Here is a 25,764-nt window from a genome sequence, read left to right on the forward strand (position 1 = left end):
TTCAATCCTCCCGGCCAGCACTTGGCACAGACGTAAAAAAAGCGGCCGAAGCCGCTTTTTCTATTCCGTAGCCCGATCCGTCAGAGGATCTGCTTGCCCACCCACCAGGCGATGGCGGCGATAAATGCCGATGCCGGGATCGTCAGCACCCAGGCCCAGACGATGTTGCCTGCCACGCCCCAGCGCACTGCCGACAGCTTGCGGGTCGCGCCCACGCCGACGATGGCACCCGTGATGGTGTGCGTCGTCGAGACCGGCACGCCGAGCCACGATGCGAAGAAGAGCGTGAACGCCCCGCCCGTCTCGGCACAGAAACCACCGACCGGCTTGAGCTTCGTGATCTTCTGCCCCATCGTGCGCACGATACGCCAGCCACCGAACATGGTGCCCAGACCGATCGCCAGATAGCAGCCGATGATCACCCACAGCGGCGGCTCGGCAGCTTCCTGCGGCCACATGCCCGCAGCGATCAGCAGCATCCAGATGATGCCGATGGTTTTCTGCGCGTCGTTGCCGCCGTGGCCGAGGCTATACATACCGGCGGACACCAGTTGCAGGCGACGGAACCAGCGGTCCACGCGCGCAGGCGGCGTGCGGAAGAACAGCCACGACACGAGCAGCATGAAGAACGAACCGAGCACGAAACCGAGCAGCGGCGAGACGAAAATGAATGCCACGGTTTGCAGCAGGCCACTCGCCACGAGCGAGCCCGTGCCCGCCTTTGCCACCGCCGCGCCGACCAGACCACCGATCAGGGCGTGCGACGAACTCGACGGAATACCGTAGTACCAGGTGATGATGTTCCAGGCGATAGCGCCCACGAGCGCGCCAAAGATCACATAGTGATCGACGATCTCGGGGTGCACCGTGCCCTTGCCCACCGTCGCCGCGACTTTCAGGTGAAAGACGAACAGCGCGATGACGTTGAACATGGCGGCGAAAGCCACCGCCTGATGCGGTTTGAGCACGCCCGTCGAGACCACCGTAGCGATCGAGTTGGCGGCGTCGTGAAAACCGTTCATGAAGTCGAACAGGAGCGCCAGTGCGATCAATAGTCCGACCAGCCAAAGGCTGATGTGCAGCGTTGCCATCGAAAGTCTCCGCTCAGGCGTTTTCCAGCACAATGCCTTCGATGATATTGGCAACGTCCTCGCATTTGTCGGTCACCGACTCGAGCAATTCGGACACAGCCTTCTGCTTGATCAGCTCTTTCACGTCAGCCTCTTCACGGAAAAGCTTCGACAGCGATGCGCGCAGCAACCGGTCGGCTTCCGATTCGAGACCGTCGATCTCTTCGCAGAACTTCAGAATTTCGCGGGCACGATCCATGTCGTTGAGCAGTGCGACGGTGCTTTGCACACGTTCGCAGCACTTCACACAGATTTCGCCCAGCATGCGGGCTTCAGCCGGCACGCTCTTGATGTCGTACATCCACACGGCCGTCGCCACGTCTTCCATCAGATCCAGGATGTCGTCCATCGTGCTGATCAGCTTATGGATCTCGTCGCGGTCGAAAGGCGTGATGAACGTCTTGTGCATCAAGTCGATGGTCTCGTGCGTGATGCGATCCGCTTTCTTCTCGTTGTTCTGCACGGCAACGGTGCGTGCCTCGGCGTTTGGCAGGTCGTTGAGCATGGCTGACAGCTCGCGGCTGCCTGCGACCATGCACGCCGCGTGCTGGTTGAACAGGTCAAAGAACTTGCCCTCGGTGGGCATGAAGCGACCGAACATTATGAGGAAACTCCGGGTATTAATAGGGGACGGGTCGACACAAAAACGTCACATTCTACCTCGTCGGAGGCATGCGATGCCGCATGCGCATCCGAACAGATAGAAATCGAGGCGTCAGTATTGCGGACCGGCCAGATTATCGAACTTCGTGTAGGCACCGATGAACGCCAGACGGACGTGGCCGATAGGACCGTTACGCTGCTTCGCGATGATGATTTCGGCCGTGCCTTTGTCTGGGGTGTCGGGGTTATAGACTTCGTCGCGGTAGATGAACAGGATGATGTCCGCATCCTGTTCGATAGCGCCCGATTCGCGCAAATCCGACATGACCGGACGCTTGTTCGGGCGTTGTTCGAGACTTCGGTTGAGCTGCGAGAGCGCGATCACTGGCACGTTCAGCTCTTTGGCAAGGCCCTTGAGCGAACGCGAAATTTCGGAAATTTCGGTCGCACGGTTTTCGCCGCCGCCCGAACCGCTCATCAGCTGCAAGTAATCGATGATGATCAGACCGAGCTTGCCGCACTGACGTGCCAGACGTCGCGCACGCGCACGCAGTTCCATCGGGTTGAGCGCGGGTGTTTCGTCGACGAACAGTTGCGTCTCGTTCATCTTCTGCATCGCGTGCGTGAGCTTGGGCCAGTCTTCGTCGACCAGCTTGCCGGTGCGCAGACGATGCTGATCGAGGCGCCCCACCGAACCCAGCATACGCATGGCCAGCTGCGTCCCCGGCATTTCCATCGAGAACACGGCAACGGGCAAGCCCTCTTCCACCGCGATGTGCTCACCGATGTTCATCGAGAAAGTCGTCTTACCCATCGACGGACGACCGGCCACGATGATCAGATCGCCGCCGTTGAAACCGGACGTCATGCGATCCAGATCGACGAAGCCCGTCGGAATACCGGTAATGTCGCTGCCGCCTTCACGGTGGTATAGCTCGTCGATACGCTCGACCACTTGCGTGAGCAGCGGTTGCAGTTCGAGGAAGCCGTTGGTGCTGCGCGAGCCCTCTTCCGCAATCGCGAAGACTTTCGCCTCAGCCTCGTCGAGCATCTGACGCACTTCCTTGCCCTGCGGATTGAAAGCATCCGAAGCAATTTCGTCGGCGACCGTCACAAGCTTACGCAGCACGGCCCGGTCGCGCACGATTTCCGCATAACGGCGAATGTTCGCCGCACTCGGGGTGTTCTGCGCGAGGGCGTTCAGGTAGGCCAGCCCGCCCACGTCCTCGGCTTTGCCGGCAGAAGTGAGCGATTCGAAGACGGTGATGACGTCGGCAGGTCGGTCGCTGGAGATCAGACGCCCGATGTGCTGATAGATCTGACGATGGTCGTAGCGGTAGAAGTCCGATTCGGACAAGAAGTCGCCGATACGATCCCAGGCGCCGTTATCGAGCAGCAGACCGCCGAGCACGGATTGTTCCGCTTCGATGGAGTGCGGTGGCACCTTGAGCGAATCGAGCTGGGGATCGGGGGCGTTCATGCCGGGCATTATACCGTCCCCGCGATCCCGGTCAGTCCCGGCAAAATCGCGCTTGCGCGACGACTTTTCAGGACGTTGTTTGTTCAGCAGTTTCCCTGGAGGCAGCATAAGGTGGCGCTATCGAACGATGACTTGGATGGAAGGGAGAGCGAGCAACCGGGAGGCGGTCGGCGTACGGCAATGCGAGACCGGCGACCGGATATTCCGGCAGCCAACACAACGGAACGGACAGACATAAAAAAACGGAAGCCGGTACTCCGACTTCCGTCTTTTAATCGCGTCGGGAAGCTGACGCGGGTACGACTTAGGCGTGCTCGCCCAGCACCGACACGGTGACGTCGATCACGACGTCGGTGTGCAGCGCCACTTGAACCGGGAAATCACCCACGGTCTTGAGCGGGCCGTTCGGCAGACGCACTTGCATCTTCTCAACCTTGAAACCTTGGGTACCCAGGGCTTCGGCGATGTCGAAGTTGGTGACCGAACCGAACAGACGGCCGTCAACACCAGCCTTCTGCGAGATTTGCACGGTCAGACCCGACAGCTTTTCGCCTTCGGCTTGAGCAGCAGCCAGCTTGTCGGCGGCAGCCTTTTCCAGTTCGGCGCGGCGAACTTCGAATTCGGCGATCGCGTCCTTGGTGGCGCGGCGAGCCTTCTTCGTCGGGATCAGGAAGTTACGTGCGAAACCATCCTTGACCTTCACGATGTCGCCCAGGTTACCCAGGTTGACGACCTTTTCCAGCAGAATCACTTGCATTATCTATTCTCCTTCGTCGACTGGCGATTAAGCACCGTGCAGATCGGTGTACGGCAGCAGCGCGAGGAAACGCGCGCGCTTGATAGCCGTATCGAGCTGGCGCTGGTAGTGCGCCTTGGTGCCCGTCAGGCGAGCCGGGGTGATCTTGCCGTTGTCGCCGATGAAGTCCTTCAGCGTTTCGACATCCTTGTAATCGATCTGCTCGACACCAGCGACGGTGAAGCGGCAGAACTTCTTGCGCTTGAACAGCGGGTTTTGCTGTTGGCGGCGGCGATCAAACTTCTTGTTTTTACCGTTAGGACGCGGCATGTTCAACAATCCTTTTCAAATGCTTGCAATGCTGTGATGTGAAACACCAGGGTGCGACTATTGCGATGCTTCTTAGCCAGAAACCCTGCCCACTGGGCCGGTTTCTCGAGTCCCAGCGCCATGACTTTGGCACTCATCGGACCGATCGCAACTGCGGGTATCGAGAACTCGACCTGACGGGCCACGCCCGCCTCTTCGGCTGTTCCCTCGTGCGCCAGCGTGACATCGATCACGGGAAGCCCGGCCGGGGTATAGCGCAGCGTGCCGATTTCGACGATGCTGGCCTCGAGCCGTAAGCGATTCACGCGTTCAATGTTTCTGTTGGCACCCTGATGCGTTCCGGTGCGCTAATTACGAAGCGGCAGCTTCGGTCGCGGGCACGGCGGCAGCCTTCTTGGCTTCTTCGCGGGCCACTTCCTTCATCATCGGCGACGGTGCGGTCTCAGCCTTCTTCATCTTGACGACGAGGTGGCGCAGAACGGCGTCGTTGAACTTGAATGCGTGTTCCAGCTCGTCCAGGGTTTCCTGGTCGCATTCGATGTTCATGCAAACGTAATGAGCCTTAGCCAGCTTTTCGATCATGTAGGCCAGTTGACGACGGCCCCAGTCTTCGACGCGGTGGATCTTGCCCTGACGGGTTTCGACCGTGCCACGATAGCGCTCGATCATTGCAGGCACTTGCTCGCTCTGATCGGGGTGAACGATAAATACGATTTCATAATGACGCATAGGGTGCTCCTTATGGACAAAGCTGCCTGGGCGTCAGAACCAGTGCAGCAAGGTTGCAGAACCCGCGATTCTAGCGGATTTCGTGTCGAGCATCAACTCCCTCTCCATCAACCGTTCTCCAGCCAGTAATTCGGGCGCGCATAAATCTGCCGCAACTGTTCGATGAACAGCCGCACCCGCGCGGGCTGGAAGCGCTGTTGCGGATACACGGCGAGGATGTCGTAATCGGGCAGCGCGTATTCGTCCAGCACAGTCTCCAGCTCCCCGGACTGCAACTCGCGCTGGATTTCCCACGTCGAGCGCCAGCCGAGCCCCAGCCCTTCGAGCGCCCATCGGTGCAGCAACTCGCCGTCGTTGCAGTCAAGACTACCGGCTACGCGGATCGTCACGAGCTTGCCCTGCCGCTTGAAGTACCACCCGCGCTGTTGCCCGCCCTGAAGGTTGAACGCCAGACAGTTGTGCTTGGCCAGATCCTCCAGGGTCTTGGGACGGCCGTGACGCGCAAAGTATGCCGGTGTGCCGCACACCACGCGCCGGTTCTGCGCGAGTTTGACGGCCACGAAGTTCGGGTCGACGGAGCCGCCGATACGAATCCCCATGTCGTAGCCCTCGCGCACGATATCCACCACACGATCCGTCAGGTTGAACGAGATCTGCACTTCGGGATGTAAGCGCAGGAACGCCGGTGCGTGCGGGGCGACATGCTTGCGGCCGAACGCCGCCGGGGCTGAAACGATCAGGTGACCGGACACAGCATGTCGGCCTGCGCTGATTTCGTTCTCTGCCATCTCCCAGTCGCCGAGCAACTGCTTGCAGCGCTCCAGAAAAGCGCCGCCCTCTTCCGAGAGCGCCAGTCGGCGCGTCGAACGGTACATGAGCTTGATGCCGAGACGCTTTTCGAGCGCATCGATGCGCCGCCCGAGAATCACCGGCGACACCCCCTCCTTGAGCGCCGCCGCGGCCAGACTGCCGGCTTCGGCCACCTGCACGAAGGTTTCGATCTGTTTGTAGCGGTCCATCACGTCTCCATTCGATACTTTTTGTTCTTAAAAAAACGATCTTTTGTGATCTTATCAAACAAATCGTACCGGCTTAAAGTGACCTCCAACAAGATTCATCCCTATAAGTCCCGTATTCGTCATTACCCATTGGAGGAGTCACATGGCCAAGATGACCGCCGTAGAGGCCGCCGTCCGCGTGCTGGAGAAGGAAGGCATCACTACCGCATTCGGCGTGCCCGGCGCCGCCATTAACCCGTTCTACTCGGCCCTGCGCAAGGCGGGCAGCGTCGAGCACGTGCTCGCCCGCCACGTCGAGGGCGCATCGCACATGGCCGAAGGCTACACCCGTGCCGAGGCCGGCAATATCGGCGTTTGTATCGGAACGTCGGGCCCCGCAGGCACGGACATGATCACCGGCCTGTACTCGGCACAAGCCGACTCCATCCCTATTCTGTGCATTACGGGTCAGGCTCCGCGCGCTCGTCTGTACAAGGAAGATTTCCAGGCCGTCGACATCGAGTCGATCGCCAAGCCGGTCACGAAGTGGGCCGTGACGGTCCGCGAGCCGGCCCTCGTGCCGCGCGTGTTCCAGCAAGCGTTCCACCTGATGCGCTCGGGCCGTCCGGGTCCGGTGCTCATCGATCTGCCGTTCGACGTGCAGGTCGCCGAGATCGAATTCGATCCCGAGACGTACGAACCGCTGCCGGTGTACAAGCCTGCCGCGACGCGCGCTCAGGCCGAGAAAGCCATTCAGATGCTGGTCGCGTCGGAGCGTCCGCTTATCGTGTCGGGTGGCGGTGTGATCAACGCTGACGCCGCCGATCTGCTCGTCGAATTTGCCGAGACGGTGAACGTGCCGGTCGTCCCCACGCTCATGGGCTGGGGCACCATCGCCGACGACCATCCGCTCATGGCCGGCATGGTCGGTCTGCAAACGTCGCACCGCTTCGGCAATGCCACGATGCTCGCGTCCGACTTCGTGATGGGCATCGGCAACCGCTGGGCGAACCGTCACACCGGTAGCGTGGATGTCTTCACGCAGGGTCGCAAGTTCGTGCACGTCGATATCGAACCGACGCAAATCGGCCGCGTGTTCGGCCCCGACTACGGCATCGTCTCCGACGCCAAGGCCGCGCTGACGCTGTTCGTCGAAGTCGCCAGGGAGCTGAAGGCCGCCGGCCGTCTGCCGGACCGCTCGCAATGGGTTACGGACTGCCAGAAGCGCAAGCGCACCATGCTGCGCCGCACGGACTTCGATCAGGTGCCGATCAAGCCGCAACGCGTGTATCAGGAAATGAACGCCTTCTTCGGCCGCGACGTGCGCTACGTCTCGACGATCGGTCTGTCGCAGATCGCCGCCGCACAGTTCCTGCACGTGAACAAGCCGCGTCACTGGATCAACTGCGGTCAGGCAGGCCCGCTGGGCTGGACCGTGCCGGCCGCCATCGGTGCGAAGGTCGCATCGCCGTCGTCGGACGTCGTGGCCATCTCGGGCGACTACGACTTCCAGTTCATGATCGAAGAACTGGCCGTGGCTGCACAGTTCAAGGTGCCGTACATCCACGTCGTGGTGAACAACTCGTACCTGGGCCTGATCCGTCAGGCACAGCGCAACTTCGACATGGACTACTGCGTGCAGCTCGCGTTCGAAAACGTGAACTCGCCGGAAGTGAACGGTTACGGCGTCGATCACGTGAAGGTGGCTGAAGGCCTCGGCGTGAAGGCGATCCGTGTGTTCCAGCCGAACGACATTCAGCCCGCGTTCGCTCAGGCACGCAAGCTGATGGCCGAGTTCTCCGTGCCGGTGATCGTGGAAGTGATTCTCGAGCGTGTGACGAACATCGCGATGGGCACTGAAATCAACAACGTCAACGAGTTCGAAGAAATCGTCGACGTCGTGGAAGAAGACGACGCAGTGTCGGCATAAGCCGGCCAGCACTGTCAACGGTTTGCGGGGCGCATGCGTCCCCTCCGCTTTCGGCTAGACCCCGTGAAACGGCCAAAGCATGCGCTCCGCAACCTTGCAGTACCTCGCATGACCTTAGCTTCACCCAGCATTCACCCTTGCATCGAATCGTCGAAACCACCCCCTAAAAAAGAGAGAGAGGAGTCAGCGCAATGCCGAAATTTGCCGCCAATCTGACCATGCTGTTCAACGAGGTGCCGTTCCTCGACCGCTTCAAGGCGGCCGCCGCAGCGGGCTTTCGCGGCGTGGAGTTCCTGTTCCCGTACGCGTTTCATCGCGACCAGATCGCCGACAAGCTGAATCAGTATCAGCTCGACCTCGTGCTGCACAACCTGCCCGCCGGTAACTGGGACGCAGGCGAGCGCGGCATCGCCATCCTCCCCGATCGCGTGGCCGAATTCCGCGACGGCGTTGGCGAAGCCATCACCTACGCCAAGGCGCTGGGTGTGAAGCAACTGAACTGCCTCGTCGGCAAGCAAGGCGCCGATCTGTCGACGCAAGCCGCCACCGAAACGCTCGTGGGCAACCTGCGCTTCGCCGCCGACGCGCTCAAGGCCGAAGGCATCCGCCTACTGGTCGAGCCGATCAACACATACGACATTCCGGGTTTCTTCCTGAACCGTACGAAGCAGACGCTGGAAGTCTTCGACGCCGTCGGCTCGGACAACCTGTTCCTGCAGTACGACATCTATCACATGCAACGCATGGAAGGTGAACTCGCCAAGACCATCGAGACGAATCTGGCGCGCATCGCTCACGTGCAGCTCGCCGACAATCCGGGCCGCAACGAGCCGGGCACGGGCGAGATCAACTACGCCTACCTGTTCGCGTTCCTCGACCGCATTGGCTACTCGGGCTGGATCGGCTGCGAGTACAAGCCCGCGACGACTACCACCGACGGCCTCGGCTGGTTCAAGGCGGCAGGCCTGCGCGAAGCTGCATAAGTCGGCTTAAGCCGACTTAAGCCGACTTAAGCCGACGCAAGTCAGCGTAACCCTCGCAACAACCGACCGGGTTTCGACGAGGAAGGGCCCCGCCGGCCGCATGCAGGGGGCATGCGGCCGGAGCACGGGGGATGCGTGAACGCTCATTGCCTGTAGCGCTAACGCAGCCATGCCCTGCCCGTCCAACGGTCGGCAACAACAACTTCAAACTTTGGCAATAAGGAGTCTCGAAATGGCACAACTCGGTTTTATTGGTCTGGGCATCATGGGCGCGCCGATGGCGAAGCATCTGCAAAACGCCGGTCACAAGCTGTTCCTGTACGAGCGTCGCACGCCCCCGCAAGACCTGATCGACGGTCAGGCCACCGTTTGCACGTCGGCCAAGGAAGTCGCCAAGCGCGCCGATATCGTGTTCGTGATGGTGCCGGACACCCCTGACGTCGGCGCGGTGCTGTTCGGCCAGGACGGTCTGGCAGAGGGTCTGACGGCGGGCAAGATCGTCGTCGACATGAGCTCGATCTCGCCGATCGAAACGAAAGAATACGCCAAGAAGATCAAGGCACTCGGCTGCGAATACCTCGACGCCCCGGTCTCGGGCGGCGAAGTCGGCGCGAAGGCCGCGTCGCTGTCGATCATGGTCGGTGGCTCACAAGCCGCATTCGACGACGTGAAGCCGTTCTTCGAACTGATGGGCAAGAACATCACGCTCGTGGGCGAAAGCGGTGCGGGCCAGACCTGCAAGGTCGCCAACCAGATCGTGGTGGCACTGACGATCGAAGCCGTGGGCGAAGCCCTGCTGTTCGCGTCGAAGGCCGGTGCAGATCCCGCGAAGGTGCGTGCAGCCCTGATGGGTGGTTTCGCTTCGTCGCGCATTCTGGAAGTGCACGGCGAGCGCATGGTCAAGCGCAACTTCGAACCGGGCTTCCGCATCGCGCTGCACCAGAAGGATCTGAACCTGGCGCTGCAAACGGCGAAAACTCTCGGTGTATCGCTGCCGAATACGGCCACGGCGCAGGAACTGTTCAATGCCTGCGCAGCCAATGGCGGCGCAGCATGGGATCACTCGGGCATGGTCCGCGCGCTGGAAATGCTCGCGAACCACACGGTCGCCTGAGACTGAAGGACAGGCCCCGCCGCGACGTCGTGTCGCGGCGCGAAGCCGCACCGCGTATTTCGCGAGAAGACGAAGAAAGCGGCCACAAGAAAAGCCGCAAGTCATAGCAGGCAGAGGAGAAAGACGGGGCGAGCGCGTCGACAGACGCCACGCCGAGCGTCACGGCGCCAGTCAAGCGAAAGCGGGACTCGCGCCGTATTTTTTTGCCTCGATCAATATTCGTCGAAAAGACTCTGCATGCGCTCACGCGGCACGCCCGCTTGCAGCGCCAGCATCAGCAGTACGCGCGCCTTGTACGGATGCAGGTTGCCGGCGCTCACGAAGCCGTACTGATCGTCCGGCGCAGCGCCGTTATGCATCACGTGACCGCTACCCACGCGCGACGCACGCACCACCGTCACACCGCGTTGTACCGCCTCGGCCAGCGCCTGTTGCAACAGCGAGTGCAGCGAGCCGTTGCCGGTACCTGCGACCACAATGCCCTGCACGCCCGCTTCCACCAGCGCGTCAACCGCGATGCGCGACACGCCCGCGTAGCTCGATACCACTTCCACCGCAGGCAACTCGCCGGACAGCCCGACGAATTCGCTCTCGACAGTGTGGTACTGGAGCGGCTCGCGCTGAAACGCCACGCGCTCGTCCTGCACCCAGCCGATCACGCCGATTTCCGGCGAATGGAAGGCGTCGACCTTGTAAGTGCTCGTCTTGATGACGTCGCGCGCGCAGTGAATCTGATTGTTGATAGCGACCATCACACCGCGTCCGGCCGAAATCGGATCGGTTGCCACCCGCACGGCGTTGAGCAGATTGAGCGGGCCGTCGGCCGAGAGTGCCGTCGCGGGCCGCATGGCTGCCGTCAGGACGACCGGCTTGCGGCTGTTGATCGTGAGATGCAGGTAATACGCCGTCTCTTCGAGCGTATCGGTGCCATGCGTAATCACGGCGCCGGCCACATCGGGCTGCGCCAGCAAAGCGTTCACGCGGGCGGCCAGCTTCTGCCACAGCGAAACGCTGATGTCCTTGCTGTCGATCTGCGCGACCTGTTCGGCGTGAATATGGGCCACGTTACCCAGCGCGGGCACGGCGGCGAGCAGATCCTGAACACCGAGCGCTCCGGCCTGATAACCGGCGGTGCGCGTGGCGTCGGCCGCGCTGCCCGCAATCGTGCCGCCTGTGGCGAGCAGCGCGATGCGCGGCAATTCGCCCGAGGACACCGTGTAATGAGGAATCGGGTTGAATGAGGTCAATGTCATGCCAGCGATTGTATCCAATACTGCCGCGCTTCCCAATCCTCCCGACCCTCCCAATGGCTGAAAACATCGATCCCGCCACCAGGGCGGGATCGGCTCAGCAGCATGCCAACATCCGGCGGGAAACGTCAGGCCGCAAACTCCAGCGCCTCGCGCAACTGCGTCGAGATTTCCTGCTCCTTGAGCGCAGGCGCAAGCATTTCGATGAAACGGTACGCGTACGAGCGCAGGAACGCACCGCGTCGCAGGCCGATGCGCGTCGTGCTCGGCTCGAACGCATTTTCCAGTTCCAGCACGGCCAGATCCTGATCCTTGCGCGGATCGACCGCCATCGCCGCCACAATGCCGATGCCCAGCCCCAGTTCGACGTACGTCTTGATGACGTCCGTATCGAGCGCGGTGAGCACGATATCCGGCACCAGCCCCTGATCGGTGAACGCCTTGTCCACGTGCGAGCGGCCCGTGAAATCGCCGTCATACGTGATGATCGGGTATTCGGCGATGTCGGCGAGCGTCAGGTTCTCGCGTCCGACCAGCGGGTGCTCCTTCGGCACGACAGCCACGTGATGCCATGAATAGCACGGGAACGTGACGATATCGGGAAAGCGGTCGAGCGCCTCGGTCGTAATGCCGATATCCGCTTCGCCGTCGATGACCATCTGCGCGATCTGACGCGGGCTGCCCTGGCGCAACGCCAGATGCACCTTCGGAAAGACGCTCGTGAACTGCTTGATCACCTGCGGCAGCGCGTAGCGCGCCTGCGTGTGCGTGGTGGCGACCACAAGGTGCCCGCTGTCCTGATCGGCGAACTGACGCGCCACGCGGCGCAGGTTCTCGGCATCGAGCAGCATGCGCTCGATCAGTTGCAGCACCGCCTTGCCCGGTTCGGTCAGGCCCGTGAGACGTTTGCCGCGGCGCACAAAGACATCCACGCCGAGCTCGTCCTCCAGATCCTTGATCTGCTTGCTCACGCCCGATTGCGACGTGTACAGCGCACTGGCCGCTTCCGTCAGATTGAGGTTCTGCCGAACCGCTTCGCGCACGTAGCGCAATTGCTGGAAATTCATGATCTAACTCCGCCCTGTTACTTGTCTGTCCGTGACGCCTATGGATGAAGTACCGCTTGTAGTTTTGACGTGTACCGCCTGGACCGCCTGGACTGCACGTACCGCTCGTTATGCCTGCGCCGAAAACACCCGCAACTGACGCGGCACTGCGCGCAGCGTCGTGCCCGCATCCGCGCCGAGGGCCTTCCAGCCCGAGCGCGTGAGTTCGGCTTCCCACACGGCGTCGCCGGGTGCGGCAAGCTCAACGCGCACCGTGCCACCCAGCGGAATCGCGCGGCGCACCGCCACGTCGATGCCCGGGCCGCCAGCGCCTGCCGGGACCAATGCCAGATCGTGCGGACGCACATACGCAATCGCGCGCCCGTCCTGCGGCACGGCAGGCAGATCGTCCTTGTGTACGGTGACGCGATACTTGCCCGCGTCCGCAATGAAATCGTGCGTCTGCAACTCGCCCGACAAGCGGTTCGCCGCGCCGAGAAACTCATACACGAACGCACTCTCCGGGGTGTCATAGACGTCCTGGGGTGCGCCGATCTGTTCAACCTTGCCGCGATTCATCAGCACGATGCGATCGGCCACTTCGAGCGCTTCTTCCTGATCGTGCGTGACGAAAATCGTCGTGATGTGAAGCTCATCGTGGAGACGGCGCAGCCAGCTGCGCAACTCCTTGCGCACCTTGGCATCGAGCGCGCCGAACGGCTCATCGAGCAACAGCACCTTCGGTTCGACAGCCAGTGCACGTGCGAGCGCGATACGTTGACGCTGCCCGCCCGACAGCTCAGCCGGATAGTGATCGGCCAGCCAATCGAGTTGCACGAGGCCCAGCAACTCATGCACCTTGGTGCGAATCTGCGCGTCCGAGAGGCGATCGCGACGCGACTTCACGCGCAGACCGAACGCCACGTTCTCGAACACCGTCATGTGACGGAACAACGCATAGTGCTGGAACACGAAACCGACCTGACGCTCGCGCGTGCCCACCGAAGCGACGTCCTCGCCGTTGAGAACCACGCGCCCCGCGTCAGCAAATTCCAGCCCGGCGACGATACGCAGCAGCGTCGTCTTGCCGCACCCCGACGGCCCGAGCAGCGCGACCAGTTCCCCCGTGGGGAATTCGAGACTGACGTCGTCGAGTGCGGCGAAATCGCCGAAATGTTTGGAAACCTGTTGTACCTGGATGCTCATTTGTCTTGCTCCTCGATGCTGTTCGACGCGACGTGTCTGCTGTGCGTATGTACCCGCTCAGTACCCGCTCAGTTCCCGCTCAGGCCTGCACAGCGTCTTCACGACGCGCAGCCTTGTCCTGCGCCAGCTTGTGCTCCGCCCAGAGCTTCAACCCGAGCGTGGCCAGTGCAAGCAGCGCCAGAATCGACGCCGCCGCGAATGCGCCGACCGTGTGGTAGTCGTTGTATTCAATTTCTACGTGCAACGGCAGCGTGTTCGTCTCGCCGCGAATGTGCCCCGAGACAACCGACACCGCCCCGAACTCGCCCATTGCACGGGCGTTACAGAGGATCACGCCGTACAGCAAACCCCACTTGATCTTCGGCAGCGTGACGCGCGTAAATACCTGCCAACCGCTCGCGCCCAGCACGCGGGCCGCTTCTTCTTCCTCGCTGCCCTGCGCCTGCATCAACGGAATCAGTTCACGCGCCACGAATGGGAACGTGACGAAAACCGTCGCAAGCACCAGTCCCGGCAACGCAAACACGACCTTCAGGTTGTGCGCGTCGAGAAAGTCCCACAGCGGCCCCTGACGGCCAAAAATCAGCAAGAAGGTCAGGCCCGCAACGACCGGCGACACCGAAAACGGCAGGTCGATCAGCGTCGTGAGAATGCTCTTGCCCTTGAACTCGAAACGCGCGATCGCCCACGACGCCGCCACGCCGAATACCAGATTCAGCGGTACGGCAATCACGGCGATCAGCAACGTCAACCGAATCGCCGAAAGCGCATCGTCGTTGGTCAGCCCGTCCCAGTATGCGGCGAAGCCCTTGCCCAGCGCCGTGACGAAGACCGACGCGAGCGGCAGCAGCAGAAACAGCGTAAAGAACAGCAGGGCCACACCGATGAGGATGGCTTTGACGAACGCGGGCTCGTCGGTCGGATCGGATTGGCGGACCTTGGCGACTTGCGGCAAGGCCCGCGACAGTGCGAGTGAATCGGACATGATCGAAACGTTCTCTTCGTTGTTTTCTCGTGCGCCTGGTGGCTTCGTTCTGCTGGCTTCGTAACGTCACGCGCCGCGGGTGCGACGCCCCGAATGACGGCGTTGCAGCCACCATTGCAGCGTATTGATGAGGAGCAGCAGCACGAACGAGATCAGCAGCATCACCACGGCCAGCCCCGCCGCGCCTGCAAAGTCGTACTGTTCGAGCTTGGTGATGATCAGCAGCGACGTGATTTCGGAGACCATCGGAATGTTGCCCGCGATGAAAATCACCGAGCCGTACTCGCCGACTGCACGCGCAAACGCCAGCGCAAACCCGGTCAGCAATGCAGGCAGCACCGCCGGAAGAATCACGTGACGCAACGTCTGCCAGCGCGTCGCGCCGAGGCATGCCGCAGCCTCCTCCTGCTCGCGCTCGAACTCTTCGAGCACCGGTTGCAGGGTGCGCACCACGAACGGCAGGCCGATGAATGTGAGCGCCACGAAAATGCCCAGCGGCGTGAAGGCGATCTTGATGCCGAGCGGCTCGAACCAGCGTCCGATCCAGCCGTTCGGCGCGTAGATGGCGGCCAGCACGATGCCCGCGACCGACGTCGGCAAGGCGAACGGCAGGTCGATCAGCGCGTCGACGAAGCGCTTGCCCGGGAACGTGTAGCGCACCAGCACCCACGCCAGGATGAAGCCGAAAAATGCGTTCAGCGTCGCCGCCGCGAGCGAGATACCGAACGTGAGGCGATACGACGCCAGCACGCGCGGCGAACCCACTGCGGCGACGAAGCTCGCCCAGTCGAGCGAGCTTGCCTTGATGAAGACCATCAGCAACGGCACCAGCACCACAAGGCTCAGGTACGCGACGGTGTAGCCCATCGTCAGGCCAAAGCCCGGCAAGGCACTTGGCTTGCGCCACATTGGAAAGAGTGCGGTACTCATGCGATGGTCCCTGCCCTTACTTCTTGGTGTAGATCTGGTCGAAGATGCCGCCGTCGGCGAAATGCTTCGCCTGCGTCTTCGTCCAGCCGCCCAGATCGGCGTCCACCGTGTAGAGCTTGAGCTTCGGATACTGCGACTCGTACTTCTTAGCGATCTCCGGCGAGCGCGGACGATAGAAGTGCTTCGCCGCGATCTCCTGACCCTGCGGCGAGTACAGCCATTGCAGGTAGGCCTCGGCGGCCTTGCGCGTGCCGTGCTTGTCGACGTTCTTGTCGACGATGGCCACCGGCGGTTCCGTCAGGATCGACGACGACGGCACCACGATGTCGAACTTGTCCGGACCGAGGTCCTTCACCGACAGCAGCGCTTCGTTTTCCCAGGCGATCAGCACGTCGCCGATACCACGTTCCACGAAGGTCGTGGTCGCGCCCCGCGCGCCCGAATCCAGCACGCCGACATTTTTGTAAATGGCCTTCACGAAATCCTGCGCCTTTTGCTCGTTACCGCCCGGTTGCTTGAGCGCGTACAGCCATGCTGCGAGGTAATTCCAGCGCGCGCCCGCCGACGTCTTCGGGTTCGGCGTCACCACGCTGATGCCCGGCTTGGCGAGGTCGTTCCAATCCTTGATGCCCTTGGGGTTGCCCTTGCGCACCAGCAACACGATGGTCGACGTGTACGGCGTGGCGTTGTCCGGCAGACGCTTCTGCCAATCCTTGTTCACGAGACCGGCGGCGGCCAGTTCGTCGATATCGGCGGAGATACCGAGCGTGACGACGTCAGCCGGTGCGCCGTCGAGCACGGTACGGGCTTGCTTGCCCGATCCGCCGTGCGAAGCCTTCACCGTCACCGTGTCGCCAGCGACTTGCTTGTAGTGAGCCTCGAAGGCCTTGTTGTAGTCGGCGTACAGCTCACGCGTCGGGTCATACGACACGTTGAGCAGCGACAGGCTGGCGGCCTGCGCCTGAATCGTCATGCCAGCGGCCAGCGCCAGACCACCCAGCGCGACTGCCAGCTTCTTAGCTTTCCATCCCCGTGCTGCTTTGTTCATGACTTGCACTCCTTGTTTGCTTCTCGTGTGTAGGAGGCCAGTCTATGGGGGCGTCTAAATAATTAAAAATAATATTTTTTCTTTTGTTTATGCCGGAATAAGGATTAGAGAAATTGTGCTGACGGGGTGGCCATCAGACGTACGGAGTGCCGTCCAGTGCAGCGGCAACGCCTGCACACCCCCGGTCTACAAGGCTCAGGAAGGTTTTCTGTGCGGCAGCGGTGTCCTGTGTCAGGCCGAACGTGCGATGGGCGTTGAGGAAGGCGACCGTCCATGCGGCGAGCCATAACGCTGCGGCCAGTTGGGCGTCAACGTCCGGCGCCGGTCGGTCGACCGTATCGGCAAGCGCCTGCGCCACAACCTCGGCCAGTTCGTCCCGGATCGCCCGGGCGCGCGCCTTGAGCGTCTCGCTACCCTCGATCGTCCGGATGAAGTCCTGGCTCTGGGCCGAAAAGTTCACGAAGGGGCTGTTCTGCGCCACCAGACGGTGCGCCAGCCCCCGCAGCGCCTCCACGGGCGAAACACCCGCATCCCGCTCATGGATGGCTTGCCGAAGCGCGTCGCGCCCCTCTTCGTCCCGGTCGAAGAACATGTCTTCCTTACGGGGAAAGTGATTGAAGACGGTCATGCGCCCGACATCGGCGGCCGCCGCGATCTGGTCGACCGTCACATGATCGAAACCGTGTTCGTGGAAAAGCCGTGTCGCGGCGTTGGAAATGCCCTGCCGGGTGGCGAGGCGCTTTCTCGATCTCAAATCGGTTGGCGTTGACATGAGGTTCCTGATGGCCTAGTTTACATGTACTCAGTACATATTTATACGAAGTATATGACAAACTCCATTGATGTTGTAGTGGTCGGTGCCGGTCCCGTCGGGCTGCTCGCCGCCATCGAACTGACGCTCGGCGGGGCATGCGTGCTCGTGCTCGAACGGCTGGCGTCGCCAAGTCAGGCGATGAAGGCGTTGTCCTTCGGGCCACTTGCGGGCGAAGCGCTGTTGCGTCGTGGCATGCGCACCGCCATCGACGACGCACAGCAGCGCAGCGCACAAGCCATGCAGGCGTTCACCCAACAGACGGGTGCGGATCTGCGCGTCCGTGCTTCGAAGTTTAATGGCCATTTCGCCGGGCTTTCCCTCATTCGGCGCGATGCACAGGTCGACCCCGACAGGCGGCCACGTCACGTCGATCAGCCTGCGCTGGAAGCGATGCTGGCTGCGCGGGCGCTGGCGCTCGGCATCGAGGTGCGGCGCGAACATGAGATCACCGGGATTGACGCGGATGACCACGGCGTCGAAGTCTCGTGGATGTCGCCAGACGGACCGGGCCGGGTCAAGGCGGCCTACCTCATCGGCTGTGACGGCGGCCGTAGCACCGTGCGCAAGACGTGCGACTTCGCGTTTCCCGGGACCACGCCAACGCTCACCTTCTATCAGGCGACAGCCGATGTCGATCATCCGGAGCGCTTGTTGCCGATCGGCTGGAATCGCACCGAGCGGGGCGTATTCTGCTACGGCCCCGTGCCCGGACGTCTGTTCATGCTCGACTTTTCCGGGCCGCCTGAGGACCGGCAAGCGCCCGTCACGCGCGAGGAGATCGAAGCGGTTCTGCGCCGCACCAGCGGTCAGGAGGTGCGCTTGAACGCGCTGCATGCCGCCAGTCGCTGGGCGGACAACACGCGCCTCGTCGACACCTACCAGCAGGGACGCGTGTTCCTCGCAGGCGACGCCGCACACGTTCACTCGCCCTTCGGCGGTCAGGGCCTGAGCCTCGGCCTGCTCGACGCCGCCAACCTTGGCTGGAAACTCGCCGCCGTCATTCGCGGCGATATGCCTGAAAGCCTGCTCGCTACTTACACGGCCGAGCGTCGCCCGGTCGCCGAAGCGGTGCTGGCGAACACGCGGGCGCAAGTCGCCATACTGCGGCCGGACCCACAATCGGGTGCGATGCGCGATCTCATCGCGAAGCTGATGGATTTCGATGACGTGAACCGCTACATCGGCGAGATGATGACCGGCGTGTCGACGCGTTATGACCTTGTGGCGTCTGAGGGCTCGCACCCGGATATCGGACGTCTGGCGGCCGATTGGCAACTCCCTGACGGCATGTACCTTTTCGACACTATGCAAGACGGGTGCGGTGTTCTGCTCGACGGATCGAGGGACCGGCGAGCATCGCAGCGCGTGACATCTATGACGCCACGGGTACGCTGCATCCCTGTTGCAGAAGGCCCGTCCTGGTTGTTGCGACCTGACGCTTGCATTGCATGGCGCAGTGAGCCGGATTGCGCCGACGAACTCGTCGGGCTGGAAGACGCGTTGCACCGTTGGTTTGCCGTCTGAATCAGCCCCGTGGATGAACGACGTAGCGATACACGACGACGCACTCGGTGTCTCAATATTGGCGCTATACTCCGCGACGTGAAACTGCTTCGTCTCATTCTCGTGCTGCTGTTGTGTGCCGTGCTTCCCCTTAGCGGGCTGGCGGCGAGCGGTATGGCAGGCGATTGTCCGATGCAAATGACCTCTGCGTCGGACGATGCCCCCGAGATGGCCGCCATGCCAATGACGACGACAGCGGCGCCCTCTACCATGGCGCCATCGGCGACGCCGACACTGACCATGGATCACTGCGACGGCATGCCGATGCCAGCCGGAGGAAAGCTCAAGGGCCCCTTCTGCAAGGTGACGGCGCAATGCAACCTCGGCAGCCTCTACCACCCGGCGATCACGCCTGAAGTCGCGCGTCCGGTGAGCATCGCTCGCAAGACCGGCTTCCACTACACCGACTCCCTGCGTTTGCGCGCTCCCGACGGCCTCTGGCGCCCACCCACCTCGCTGTAACCCTCCGCAGGCGTCTGTCCATCTCGTTCGACCGTGTCACGCACAGCCTCGCCGGCTGACGGCGCGCACGCGCCGACGCCATCGACAGCCCCTGCCCGTCTCCGGGTTCGCCGCTTCAGCGGCGAGATCGTCCTGATGAGGACGCGAATGCCACACGGCATTCGTACGCGTGGGGTTTCACATGCACTCGATTTTCAACGCGCCGGGCTACCGGCGTGTCAGCGCACGCACATGCGCCGTCTTAGTTTTGTTATGCGTCACTGGCACGGCCAGTGCCGCCTCGGCGCAGGAAACGGGGTTATCGCTCGATGCGTCCCTGCAATCCGCGATGGACCATTCCGCCGCGCTGCAAGCAGCGCAGGCATCAGTACGTGCGCGCGCGCAAGCCGCGGCGCGCGTTGGCCAGTTGCCCGATCCGACCCTCAAGGCAGGCATCGACAATCTGCCCATCAATGGCGATCAACGGTTCGCAGTGGGCAGCGACTTCATGACGATGCGGCGCATCGGCATCGAACAGGAATGGGTATCGTCGGATAAACGGCGCTTACGCTCCGATCTGGGCGAGCGCGTCGTCGACCGGCAGCGCTCCGGCTATCTGGCCCAAGTCGCCAATGTTCGTCAGCAAACGGCCATCGCCTGGCTGAACGCCCTCTATGCCAAGAAGTCGGCCGCCGTCGCTCAGGCGCTGGTCGAGCACATGACGCATGAGCTGGACGCGACCACTGCGTCGTATCGCGGCGCGAAGACCACAGCTTCCGATGTCACACAGGCGCGCCTCATGCTCGCGCAGGCACAGGATCAGGCGCTCAAGGCGCAGCAGGCCGAGCGCGCTGCGCTCATCGGCCTGACGCGCTGGACGGTCACGCCGGTGAGCGATGTCTCCGGCGAGCCGCCGTCGCTCGAGAGCACCGTCCCGTCGCTTCCCCCCGATCAGTTGGCGCGCGTACAACCGATGCTCGTGACGGGGGCCGACGACATTGCCATGGCCAACGCGGACACCGCAGTCGCCACCAGCAACCGCTCGTCGAACTGGACCTGGGAAGTGGCGTATCAGCAGCGGGGTCCACAGTTCTCGAACATGGTGTCCATCGGCGTCAGCATTCCCCTGCCGATCAACCGTTCGCAACGTCAGGACCGCGATGTCGCAGAGAAAGCCGAACTCGCCGAGCGTGCACGCCTGAGCTATCAGGACACACAACGCCAGGTGGAAGCCGACATCCGCACGCTCGGCACGTCGCTCACGAACGGACGCGAACGCATTGCGAATCTGCAAGGTTCACTGCTGCCTGCGGCGACACAACGCGTCGCCCTTGCCAACGCAGCCTACCGCAGTGGGACCGGCGCACTCGCCGACGTTTTCGCCGCGCGTCGCAGCCTGCTCGACGCTCAACTGCAAGTCCTCGATCTCCAGCGCGACGTGTCGCTGATCTGGGCGCAGCTTGAGTATCAGGTGCTCCCTCCCTCGCTGGCCGCCCGTTAATTGAGATTCCCCATGACAAAGAAGACTGTGATTTACGCCTGTACGGCATTGTTCTCCGCTTGCGCCTTGCTTGCGCTGGGCTATATCGGCGGACGGTATTTTGTGACGGGAGACGTCGGCACGAGCGCCCCCTCAGCAACAGCTGAAGCTGGCGGCGCCACGGCGGGCGCCACGCGTCGCGTGCTGTACTGGCACGACCCGATGATGCCGAATCAGCACTTCGACAAGCCCGGCAAGTCGCCCTTCATGGACATGCAACTGGTGCCCGTGTATGCCGACGAAGCCAGTACCGACGGTGTCCGGATCGATCCGGGCCTGCAACAGAACCTCGGCATCCGATACACGAAGGTCCGACGCGCTAACGTCTCACCGGGCTTCGATGTCGTCGGTACCACGCAATTCGATGAATCGCTGGCCGATGTCGTGCAATCGCGCGTGACCGGTTACATCGATCGTCTTTACGCAAACGCGCCGATGCAGCACGTCGCGCAAGGTGCGCCGGTTGCGTCTCTGTTCGTGCCCGACTGGCTCGCGCCGCAAGAGGAATATCTCGCGCTCGTGCATAGCCAGATGAGCGGTGCGCTGCTCGACGCCGCACGTGCCCGCATGCGCGCCCTCTCGATACCGGACGCCCTGATTGCCAACCTTGCGCGCACCGGTCAACCGCAAACGCATGTCGTGCTGAGTGCGCCACGCGCGGGTGTGGTGACGGAACTCAACGTGCGCAACGGCTCGATGGTTTCGCCGGGGCAGACACTGGCGAAGGTGGCGGGCCTGTCGAAGCTCTGGCTCGTCGTCGAGATTCCCGAGGCAATGGCGCTACGCGTGCGTGCCGGCATGAAGGTCGAGGCCACGCTCGCCGCAGACGACACGCAGCACATCGTCGGACGCGTGCGCGAAATCCTCCCCGGCATCAATTCCGGCAGCCGGACCTTGCAGGCGCGTCTTGAACTGGACAACACCGGCGAGCGCCTCACGCCGGGCATGCTCGTGCGCGCCCACATGAGCGACGAGAAGGCGGTGTCGCAACTGCTCGTGCCGTCAGAAGCGGTGATCGCCACCGGCAAGCGCAGCGTCGTCATCGTGCGCAATGCAGACGGTGGCCTGCAACCCGTCACGGTGACGACCGGCAACGATGTCGGCGCAGACACGGTAGTCCTTCAGGGATTGACGCAGGATCAGGAAGTCGTCGCGTCGGGACAGTTCCTGATCGATTCAGAGGCCAGTCTGAAATCGGTGTTGCCGAAGATGGGCACCAGCGGAGGCACCCAATGATCGCCCGCCTCATTCGCTGGTCGATACACAACCGGTTGCTGGTGCTGCTCGCATCGTTGCTCCTGGCGGTGTGGGGCGCTTACTCGCTCACACAGACGCCGCTGGACGCCCTGCCGGACCTCTCTGACACGCAAGTCATCATCAAGGCATCGTATCCGGGCAAAGCGCCGCAGGTCATCGAAGATCAGGTGACCTATCCGCTGACCACGACGCTGCTCGGCGTGCCCGGTGCGAAGTCGATCCGCGCGTATTCGTCGTTCGGCGATGCCTTCGTCTATGTGCTGTTCGACGACAAGACCGATCAGTACTGGGCGCGCTCACGCGTGCTCGAATATCTGAATCAGGTGCAGAGCCGTCTGCCGCAAGGCGCGAAGGTCTCACTCGGGCCGGACGCCACGGGGGTCGGCTGGGTCTACGAGTACGCACTCGTCGATCGCACCGGGCGTCACGATCTCGGGCAACTTCGCGCGCTCAACGACTGGTTCCTGAAGTTCGAACTCAAGGCAGTGCCCGACGTCGCAGAAGTCGCATCGATCGGCGGCATGGTGCGTCAGTACCAGGTCGTGCTCGATCCCGACAAACTGCGCGCGTTCGGCATTTCGCAGGCCACCGTCGCCGATGCGCTTTCGAAGGCAAACCAGGCGTCCGGCGGCTCGGTCGTCGAGATGGCGGAATCGGAATACATGGTGCGCTCGACGGCGTATCTGCACTCGCTGGACGACTTCCGTCGCGTGGTCATTCGCACGGATGCCAGTGGCACACCGGTGTTGCTCGGCGACGTTGCCCGCATCCAGATCGGTCCGGAAGCACGCCGCGGCGTGGCGGAACTCAACGGTCAGGGCGAAGTGGCGGGCGGTGTCGTGGTGATGCGCTCGGGCAAGAACGCCCTCACGACCATCGAAGCCGTCAAGGCGAAGCTCGCCGACCTCCAGCGTTCGCTGCCGCCCGGCGTCGAGCTGGTTACGACGTACGACCGCTCGCAGTTGATCGAGCGCGCCGTGGACAACCTGAAGGACAAACTCCTTGAAGAGTTCGTCATCGTCGGGATCGTGTGCGCCATCTTCCTGTTCCATCTGCGCAGTGCGCTGGTCGCCATCTTGTCGCTGCCACTCGGCGTGCTCACCGCGTTCATCGTCATGCGATATCAGGGTGTGAACGCCAACCTCATGTCGCTTGGAGGGATTGCCATTGCCATCGGCGCGATGATCGACGCGGCCATCGTCATGATCGAGAACGCGCATAAACACCTCGAAGCGTTCGCGCACGCGCATCCCGGAGAGACGCCGAGCGCATCGCGGCGTTGGACGCTCATTGCCGAATCGGCGGCGGAGGTCGGCCCGGCCCTGTTCTTCTCGTTGCTCATCATTACGCTGTCGTTCATCCCTGTCTTCTCGCTCGAAGGACAGGAAGGCAAATTGTTTTCTCCGCTCGCCTTCACGAAGACGTACACAATTGCCGCCGCCGCTGGGTTGTCGGTGACATTGGTGCCTGTGCTGATGGGCTACCTGATTCGCGGACGCATCCCGGAAGAAGCGGCCAATCCGATCAACCGCGCGCTGATGGCGATGTACCGCCCGCTGCTCGACGCGACGTTGCGGCGTCCATGGATCGCGCTCGGTGCGGCACTCGTGGTGCTGGGACTCACCGTGATTCCCATCTCACGCCTTGGCGGCGAGTTCATGCCACCGCTCGACGAAGGCGATCTGCTCTACATGCCGACGGCATTGCCGGGGATCTCGGTGGAGAAAGCCTCCGAGCTGTTGCAGCAGACCGACCGGCTCATCAAGACGGTTCCCGAAGTGGAAACGGTGTTCGGCAAGTCGGGACGCGCCGACTCCGCGACCGATCCCGCCCCACTGGAAATGTTCGAGACGACCATCCGGTTCAAGCCGCGCAGTCAGTGGCGCGCAGGGATGACGCCGCAAAAGCTGATCGACGAACTCGATAACCGCGTGAAAGTGCCCGGGCTATCGAACGTCTGGGTGCCGCCTATCCGCAACCGTCTGGACATGCTCTCGACCGGCATTAAGACGCCGGTCGGGGTGAAGATCTCCGGGCCCGATCTTGCGGGCATCGACAAGATCGCATCACAGATCGAGGCGACCGTGAAGCATGCACCGGGCGTGACGTCGGCACTCGCAGAGCGACTGAACGGCGGAAGGTATGTCGACGTCGACATCGACCGGCTTGCCGCGGCACGCTATGGGCTGGCGATTGCCGACATTCAGGCGGTTGTCTCGTCGGCGGTCGGCGGCGACAACGTGGGCGAAGTCATTGCCGGACGCGAACGCTTCCCGATCAGCCTGCGCTATCCACGCGACTTCCGCGACTCGGTGCAGGCACTTCGTGACCTGCCGATCGTGACGGATCGCGGGTCTCAGATTCGCCTTGGAGACGTCGCCACGCTCCACGTCGAAGACGGACCACCAATGATCCGGAGCGAAAACGCTCGTCTATCCGGCTACGTCTACATCGATATCCGCGACACCGACTTGCAAACGGTCGTGACTGGCATGCAACGTCTTGTGGCCGACAAAGTCGTCGTCCCGGCAGGGTATTCGATTGCGTGGTCAGGGCAGTTCGAGTACCTCGAACGCGCAGCGGCAAAGTTGCGCACGGTGATTCCGATCACACTCGCCGTGATCTTCGTGCTGCTCTTCCTGACATTCAACTCGGCGGTCGATGCGCTGATGCTGATGTCGACGATCCCCTTCGCACTCGTTGGGGGCTTCTGGCTGATTTGGGGCCTGGGTCACGCCGTGTCAGTGGCGACTTCGGTAGGCTTCATCGCGCTGGCGGGTGTGGCGGCGGAGTTCGGCGTCGTGATGCTGCTGTATCTGCGTGGCGCGCTGGAAAGGCGATTGGCCGACGGCGAGACGCTCGACGAAGCGCTGATCGTCGACGCGATTCGTGAAGGCGCCGTACTGCGCGTGCGGCCCAAAGCGATGACGGTCGCGGTGATTCTTGCTGGCCTCATCCCGATCATGATCGGTCACGGCGCAGGCTCGGAAGTCATGCAGCGTATCGCCGCGCCGATGGTCGGCGGCATGGTTACCGCGCCCCTACTTTCGATGTTCGTCATTCCCGCCGCCTGGCTGCTGTTGCAGCGGCGGCGTCTCAAGCGCTCGGTGTCGGTCGATCCGGTGGATCTGCCGAATGCCCACGCATCTGCGGTTGTCCCCGCTGTTGTTTCACACGGCACCGATGTGCCATCCACTTCTTTTGGAGAAAAACAATGAAGCAAGTCCTTATCGTTTCCGGCGTTCTTTTGGCTGCCTCGGGTATTGCGGCATCGTCGGCGTTCGCGGCCGGAGACATGAACAATATGGCGATGTCGGGCAAGCCCGCCGCTGACGTCGACGCTAACGCGGCACTGACTGACGCGACGGTCAAAAGCGTCGACACCTCGACCGGCATGGTCATGCTCGCCCACGGCGCGATGAGCAACATCGCCATGCCTGCCATGACGATGGCCTACAAGGCGAAGGACGTTGCCATGGCAAAAAGCGTGCACGCGGGCGACAAGGTCCGGGTACGCGTGGAGAACATGGGCGGAACGCTGACGATCGTTCGTATGGATAAGTAAGCGCGACCGTTGTACTGCGCCGGGCGACAGGCTTCCCGTGACGGAAAGCCGGTCGTCCGGCCCGCGACGGCGGGGACATGTGGCGG

The 25,764-nt window shown here is 62.4% G+C and carries 23 protein-coding genes and 2 pseudogenes; 9 read left to right on the plus strand and 16 right to left on the minus strand.

Features of this window, described 5'->3' with window-relative positions; genetic code table 11:
• Window positions 1–80: 80 nt before the first annotated feature.
• From NA29_RS13550 to NA29_RS13585, 8 genes are all read right to left on the minus strand, one after another.
• A complete protein-coding gene (locus NA29_RS13550) occupies window positions 81–1,091 on the minus strand; it encodes an inorganic phosphate transporter (protein WP_039398821.1) in 1,011 nt (336 codons plus the stop codon).
• A gap of 13 nt (window positions 1,092–1,104) precedes the next feature.
• Window positions 1,105–1,731 (minus strand): DUF47 domain-containing protein, encoded by a 627-nt coding sequence (locus NA29_RS13555; protein WP_039398823.1) that lies wholly within the window; start codon window positions 1,729–1,731, stop codon window positions 1,105–1,107.
• 114 nt (window positions 1,732–1,845) lie between these two features.
• Complete coding sequence (locus tag NA29_RS13560) at window positions 1,846–3,213, minus strand: replicative DNA helicase (protein ID WP_039403454.1); 1,368 nt, start codon at window positions 3,211–3,213, stop codon at window positions 1,846–1,848.
• A 304-nt stretch (window positions 3,214–3,517) separates the two neighbouring features.
• Window positions 3,518–3,970, minus strand: coding sequence for a 50S ribosomal protein L9 (rplI, locus tag NA29_RS13565; protein WP_039398825.1), 453 nt, complete (start codon window positions 3,968–3,970; stop codon window positions 3,518–3,520).
• Window positions 3,971–3,997: 27 nt separating this feature from the next.
• The gene (gene rpsR, locus NA29_RS13570; protein WP_010803800.1) at window positions 3,998–4,279 is read right to left on the minus strand and encodes a 30S ribosomal protein S18; all 282 of its coding nucleotides are present in this window, start codon (window positions 4,277–4,279) and stop codon (window positions 3,998–4,000) included.
• Between the two features lie 2 nt (window positions 4,280–4,281).
• Window positions 4,282–4,584, minus strand: a complete 303-nt coding sequence (priB, locus tag NA29_RS13575) for a primosomal replication protein N (RefSeq protein ID WP_039398828.1) — start codon at window positions 4,582–4,584, stop codon at window positions 4,282–4,284.
• 46 nt (window positions 4,585–4,630) lie between these two features.
• Complete coding sequence (rpsF, locus tag NA29_RS13580) at window positions 4,631–5,008, minus strand: 30S ribosomal protein S6 (RefSeq protein ID WP_039398830.1); 378 nt, start codon at window positions 5,006–5,008, stop codon at window positions 4,631–4,633.
• 107 nt (window positions 5,009–5,115) lie between these two features.
• The gene (locus NA29_RS13585) at window positions 5,116–6,027 is read right to left on the minus strand and encodes a LysR family transcriptional regulator (protein WP_039398832.1); all 912 of its coding nucleotides are present in this window, start codon (window positions 6,025–6,027) and stop codon (window positions 5,116–5,118) included.
• 142 nt (window positions 6,028–6,169) lie between these two features.
• Between NA29_RS13585 and gcl the strand changes: the two genes are divergently transcribed.
• The 3 genes from gcl (at window position 6,170) to glxR (ending at window position 10,033) form a co-directional block, all read left to right on the plus strand.
• Entirely contained in the window at window positions 6,170–7,936 is a 1,767-nt protein-coding gene (gcl, locus tag NA29_RS13590; protein WP_039398834.1) for a glyoxylate carboligase, read from the plus strand.
• 191 nt (window positions 7,937–8,127) lie between these two features.
• Window positions 8,128–8,919, plus strand: coding sequence for a hydroxypyruvate isomerase (gene hyi / locus NA29_RS13595; RefSeq protein WP_039398837.1), 792 nt, complete (start codon window positions 8,128–8,130; stop codon window positions 8,917–8,919).
• A 232-nt stretch (window positions 8,920–9,151) separates the two neighbouring features.
• Window positions 9,152–10,033 (plus strand): 2-hydroxy-3-oxopropionate reductase, encoded by an 882-nt coding sequence (gene glxR / locus NA29_RS13600; RefSeq protein ID WP_039398839.1) that lies wholly within the window; start codon window positions 9,152–9,154, stop codon window positions 10,031–10,033.
• Between the two features lie 212 nt (window positions 10,034–10,245).
• Here glxR and NA29_RS13605 read toward each other — a convergent pair whose 3' ends face one another.
• From NA29_RS13605 to NA29_RS13635, 8 genes and pseudogenes are all read right to left on the minus strand, one after another.
• Window positions 10,246–11,286: an asparaginase gene (locus NA29_RS13605; protein WP_052252922.1), complete on the minus strand. Its 1,041-nt coding sequence runs from the start codon at window positions 11,284–11,286 to the stop codon at window positions 10,246–10,248.
• Between the two features lie 125 nt (window positions 11,287–11,411).
• Window positions 11,412–12,350, minus strand: coding sequence for a CysB family HTH-type transcriptional regulator (locus NA29_RS13610; protein WP_039398842.1), 939 nt, complete (start codon window positions 12,348–12,350; stop codon window positions 11,412–11,414).
• Window positions 12,351–12,458: 108 nt separating this feature from the next.
• Window positions 12,459–12,725, minus strand: coding sequence for a TOBE-like domain-containing protein (locus NA29_RS26575; protein ID WP_371328976.1), 267 nt, complete (start codon window positions 12,723–12,725; stop codon window positions 12,459–12,461).
• A gap of 74 nt (window positions 12,726–12,799) precedes the next feature.
• Window positions 12,800–13,535, minus strand: a pseudogene (locus NA29_RS13615) (sulfate/molybdate ABC transporter ATP-binding protein); the annotation flags it as partial.
• Window positions 13,536–13,614: 79 nt separating this feature from the next.
• The gene (gene cysW, locus NA29_RS13620) at window positions 13,615–14,520 is read right to left on the minus strand and encodes a sulfate ABC transporter permease subunit CysW (RefSeq protein WP_052252923.1); all 906 of its coding nucleotides are present in this window, start codon (window positions 14,518–14,520) and stop codon (window positions 13,615–13,617) included.
• A 66-nt stretch (window positions 14,521–14,586) separates the two neighbouring features.
• Window positions 14,587–15,450, minus strand: a complete 864-nt coding sequence (gene cysT / locus NA29_RS13625) for a sulfate ABC transporter permease subunit CysT (protein WP_052252924.1) — start codon at window positions 15,448–15,450, stop codon at window positions 14,587–14,589.
• A gap of 16 nt (window positions 15,451–15,466) precedes the next feature.
• Window positions 15,467–16,498: a sulfate ABC transporter substrate-binding protein gene (locus NA29_RS13630; RefSeq protein WP_039398846.1), complete on the minus strand. Its 1,032-nt coding sequence runs from the start codon at window positions 16,496–16,498 to the stop codon at window positions 15,467–15,469.
• A gap of 133 nt (window positions 16,499–16,631) precedes the next feature.
• Window positions 16,632–17,270: a TetR/AcrR family transcriptional regulator gene (locus tag NA29_RS13635; RefSeq protein ID WP_039398848.1), complete on the minus strand. Its 639-nt coding sequence runs from the start codon at window positions 17,268–17,270 to the stop codon at window positions 16,632–16,634.
• Between the two features lie 54 nt (window positions 17,271–17,324).
• Here NA29_RS13635 and NA29_RS13640 point away from each other — a divergent pair, with 54 nt between their 5' ends.
• The 6 genes and pseudogenes from NA29_RS13640 (at window position 17,325) to NA29_RS13665 (ending at window position 25,678) form a co-directional block, all read left to right on the plus strand.
• Window positions 17,325–18,836, plus strand: a complete 1,512-nt coding sequence (locus NA29_RS13640) for an FAD-dependent oxidoreductase (protein ID WP_039403467.1) — start codon at window positions 17,325–17,327, stop codon at window positions 18,834–18,836.
• A gap of 78 nt (window positions 18,837–18,914) precedes the next feature.
• Window positions 18,915–19,337, plus strand: coding sequence for a hypothetical protein (locus NA29_RS13645; RefSeq protein ID WP_039398849.1), 423 nt, complete (start codon window positions 18,915–18,917; stop codon window positions 19,335–19,337).
• A 181-nt stretch (window positions 19,338–19,518) separates the two neighbouring features.
• Window positions 19,519–20,817 (plus strand): TolC family protein, encoded by a 1,299-nt coding sequence (locus tag NA29_RS13650; RefSeq protein ID WP_039398851.1) that lies wholly within the window; start codon window positions 19,519–19,521, stop codon window positions 20,815–20,817.
• Window positions 20,818–20,829: 12 nt separating this feature from the next.
• Window positions 20,830–22,083, plus strand: a pseudogene (locus NA29_RS13655) (efflux RND transporter periplasmic adaptor subunit); the annotation flags it as partial.
• 5 nt (window positions 22,084–22,088) lie between these two features.
• The gene (locus NA29_RS13660; RefSeq protein ID WP_039398854.1) at window positions 22,089–25,331 is read left to right on the plus strand and encodes an efflux RND transporter permease subunit; all 3,243 of its coding nucleotides are present in this window, start codon (window positions 22,089–22,091) and stop codon (window positions 25,329–25,331) included.
• Window positions 25,328–25,678: a copper-binding protein gene (locus NA29_RS13665; protein ID WP_039398856.1), complete on the plus strand. Its 351-nt coding sequence runs from the start codon at window positions 25,328–25,330 to the stop codon at window positions 25,676–25,678. The genes NA29_RS13660 and NA29_RS13665 overlap by 4 nt, the downstream gene beginning before the upstream one ends.
• The last annotated feature ends 86 nt before the right edge of the window (window positions 25,679–25,764 follow it).

It is taken from the genome of Pandoraea sputorum (assembly GCF_000814845.2).
GTDB lineage: Bacteria > Pseudomonadota > Gammaproteobacteria > Burkholderiales > Burkholderiaceae > Pandoraea > Pandoraea sputorum.

Coding starts and splice junctions, on each gene's coding strand:
- NA29_RS13550 (WP_039398821.1), bottom strand. CDS start 1,091: ATGGCAACGCTGCACATCAGCCTTTGGCTGGTCGGACTATTGATCGCA.
- NA29_RS13555 (WP_039398823.1), bottom strand. CDS start 1,731: ATGTTCGGTCGCTTCATGCCCACCGAGGGCAAGTTCTTTGACCTGTTC.
- NA29_RS13560 (WP_039403454.1), bottom strand. CDS start 3,213: ATGAACGCCCCCGATCCCCAGCTCGATTCGCTCAAGGTGCCACCGCAC.
- rplI (WP_039398825.1), bottom strand. CDS start 3,970: ATGCAAGTGATTCTGCTGGAAAAGGTCGTCAACCTGGGTAACCTGGGC.
- rpsR (WP_010803800.1), bottom strand. CDS start 4,279: ATGCCGCGTCCTAACGGTAAAAACAAGAAGTTTGATCGCCGCCGCCAA.
- rpsF (WP_039398830.1), bottom strand. CDS start 5,008: ATGCGTCATTATGAAATCGTATTTATCGTTCACCCCGATCAGAGCGAG.
- NA29_RS13585 (WP_039398832.1), bottom strand. CDS start 6,027: ATGGACCGCTACAAACAGATCGAAACCTTCGTGCAGGTGGCCGAAGCC.
- gcl (WP_039398834.1), top strand. CDS start 6,170: ATGGCCAAGATGACCGCCGTAGAGGCCGCCGTCCGCGTGCTGGAGAAG.
- hyi (WP_039398837.1), top strand. CDS start 8,128: ATGCCGAAATTTGCCGCCAATCTGACCATGCTGTTCAACGAGGTGCCG.
- glxR (WP_039398839.1), top strand. CDS start 9,152: ATGGCACAACTCGGTTTTATTGGTCTGGGCATCATGGGCGCGCCGATG.
- NA29_RS13605 (WP_052252922.1), bottom strand. CDS start 11,286: ATGACATTGACCTCATTCAACCCGATTCCTCATTACACGGTGTCCTCG.
- NA29_RS13610 (WP_039398842.1), bottom strand. CDS start 12,350: ATGAATTTCCAGCAATTGCGCTACGTGCGCGAAGCGGTTCGGCAGAAC.
- cysW (WP_052252923.1), bottom strand. CDS start 14,520: ATGTCCGATTCACTCGCACTGTCGCGGGCCTTGCCGCAAGTCGCCAAG.
- cysT (WP_052252924.1), bottom strand. CDS start 15,450: ATGAGTACCGCACTCTTTCCAATGTGGCGCAAGCCAAGTGCCTTGCCG.
- NA29_RS13630 (WP_039398846.1), bottom strand. CDS start 16,498: ATGAACAAAGCAGCACGGGGATGGAAAGCTAAGAAGCTGGCAGTCGCG.
- NA29_RS13635 (WP_039398848.1), bottom strand. CDS start 17,270: ATGTCAACGCCAACCGATTTGAGATCGAGAAAGCGCCTCGCCACCCGG.
- NA29_RS13640 (WP_039403467.1), top strand. CDS start 17,325: ATGACAAACTCCATTGATGTTGTAGTGGTCGGTGCCGGTCCCGTCGGG.
- NA29_RS13650 (WP_039398851.1), top strand. CDS start 19,519: ATGCACTCGATTTTCAACGCGCCGGGCTACCGGCGTGTCAGCGCACGC.
- NA29_RS13660 (WP_039398854.1), top strand. CDS start 22,089: ATGATCGCCCGCCTCATTCGCTGGTCGATACACAACCGGTTGCTGGTG.
- NA29_RS13665 (WP_039398856.1), top strand. CDS start 25,328: ATGAAGCAAGTCCTTATCGTTTCCGGCGTTCTTTTGGCTGCCTCGGGT.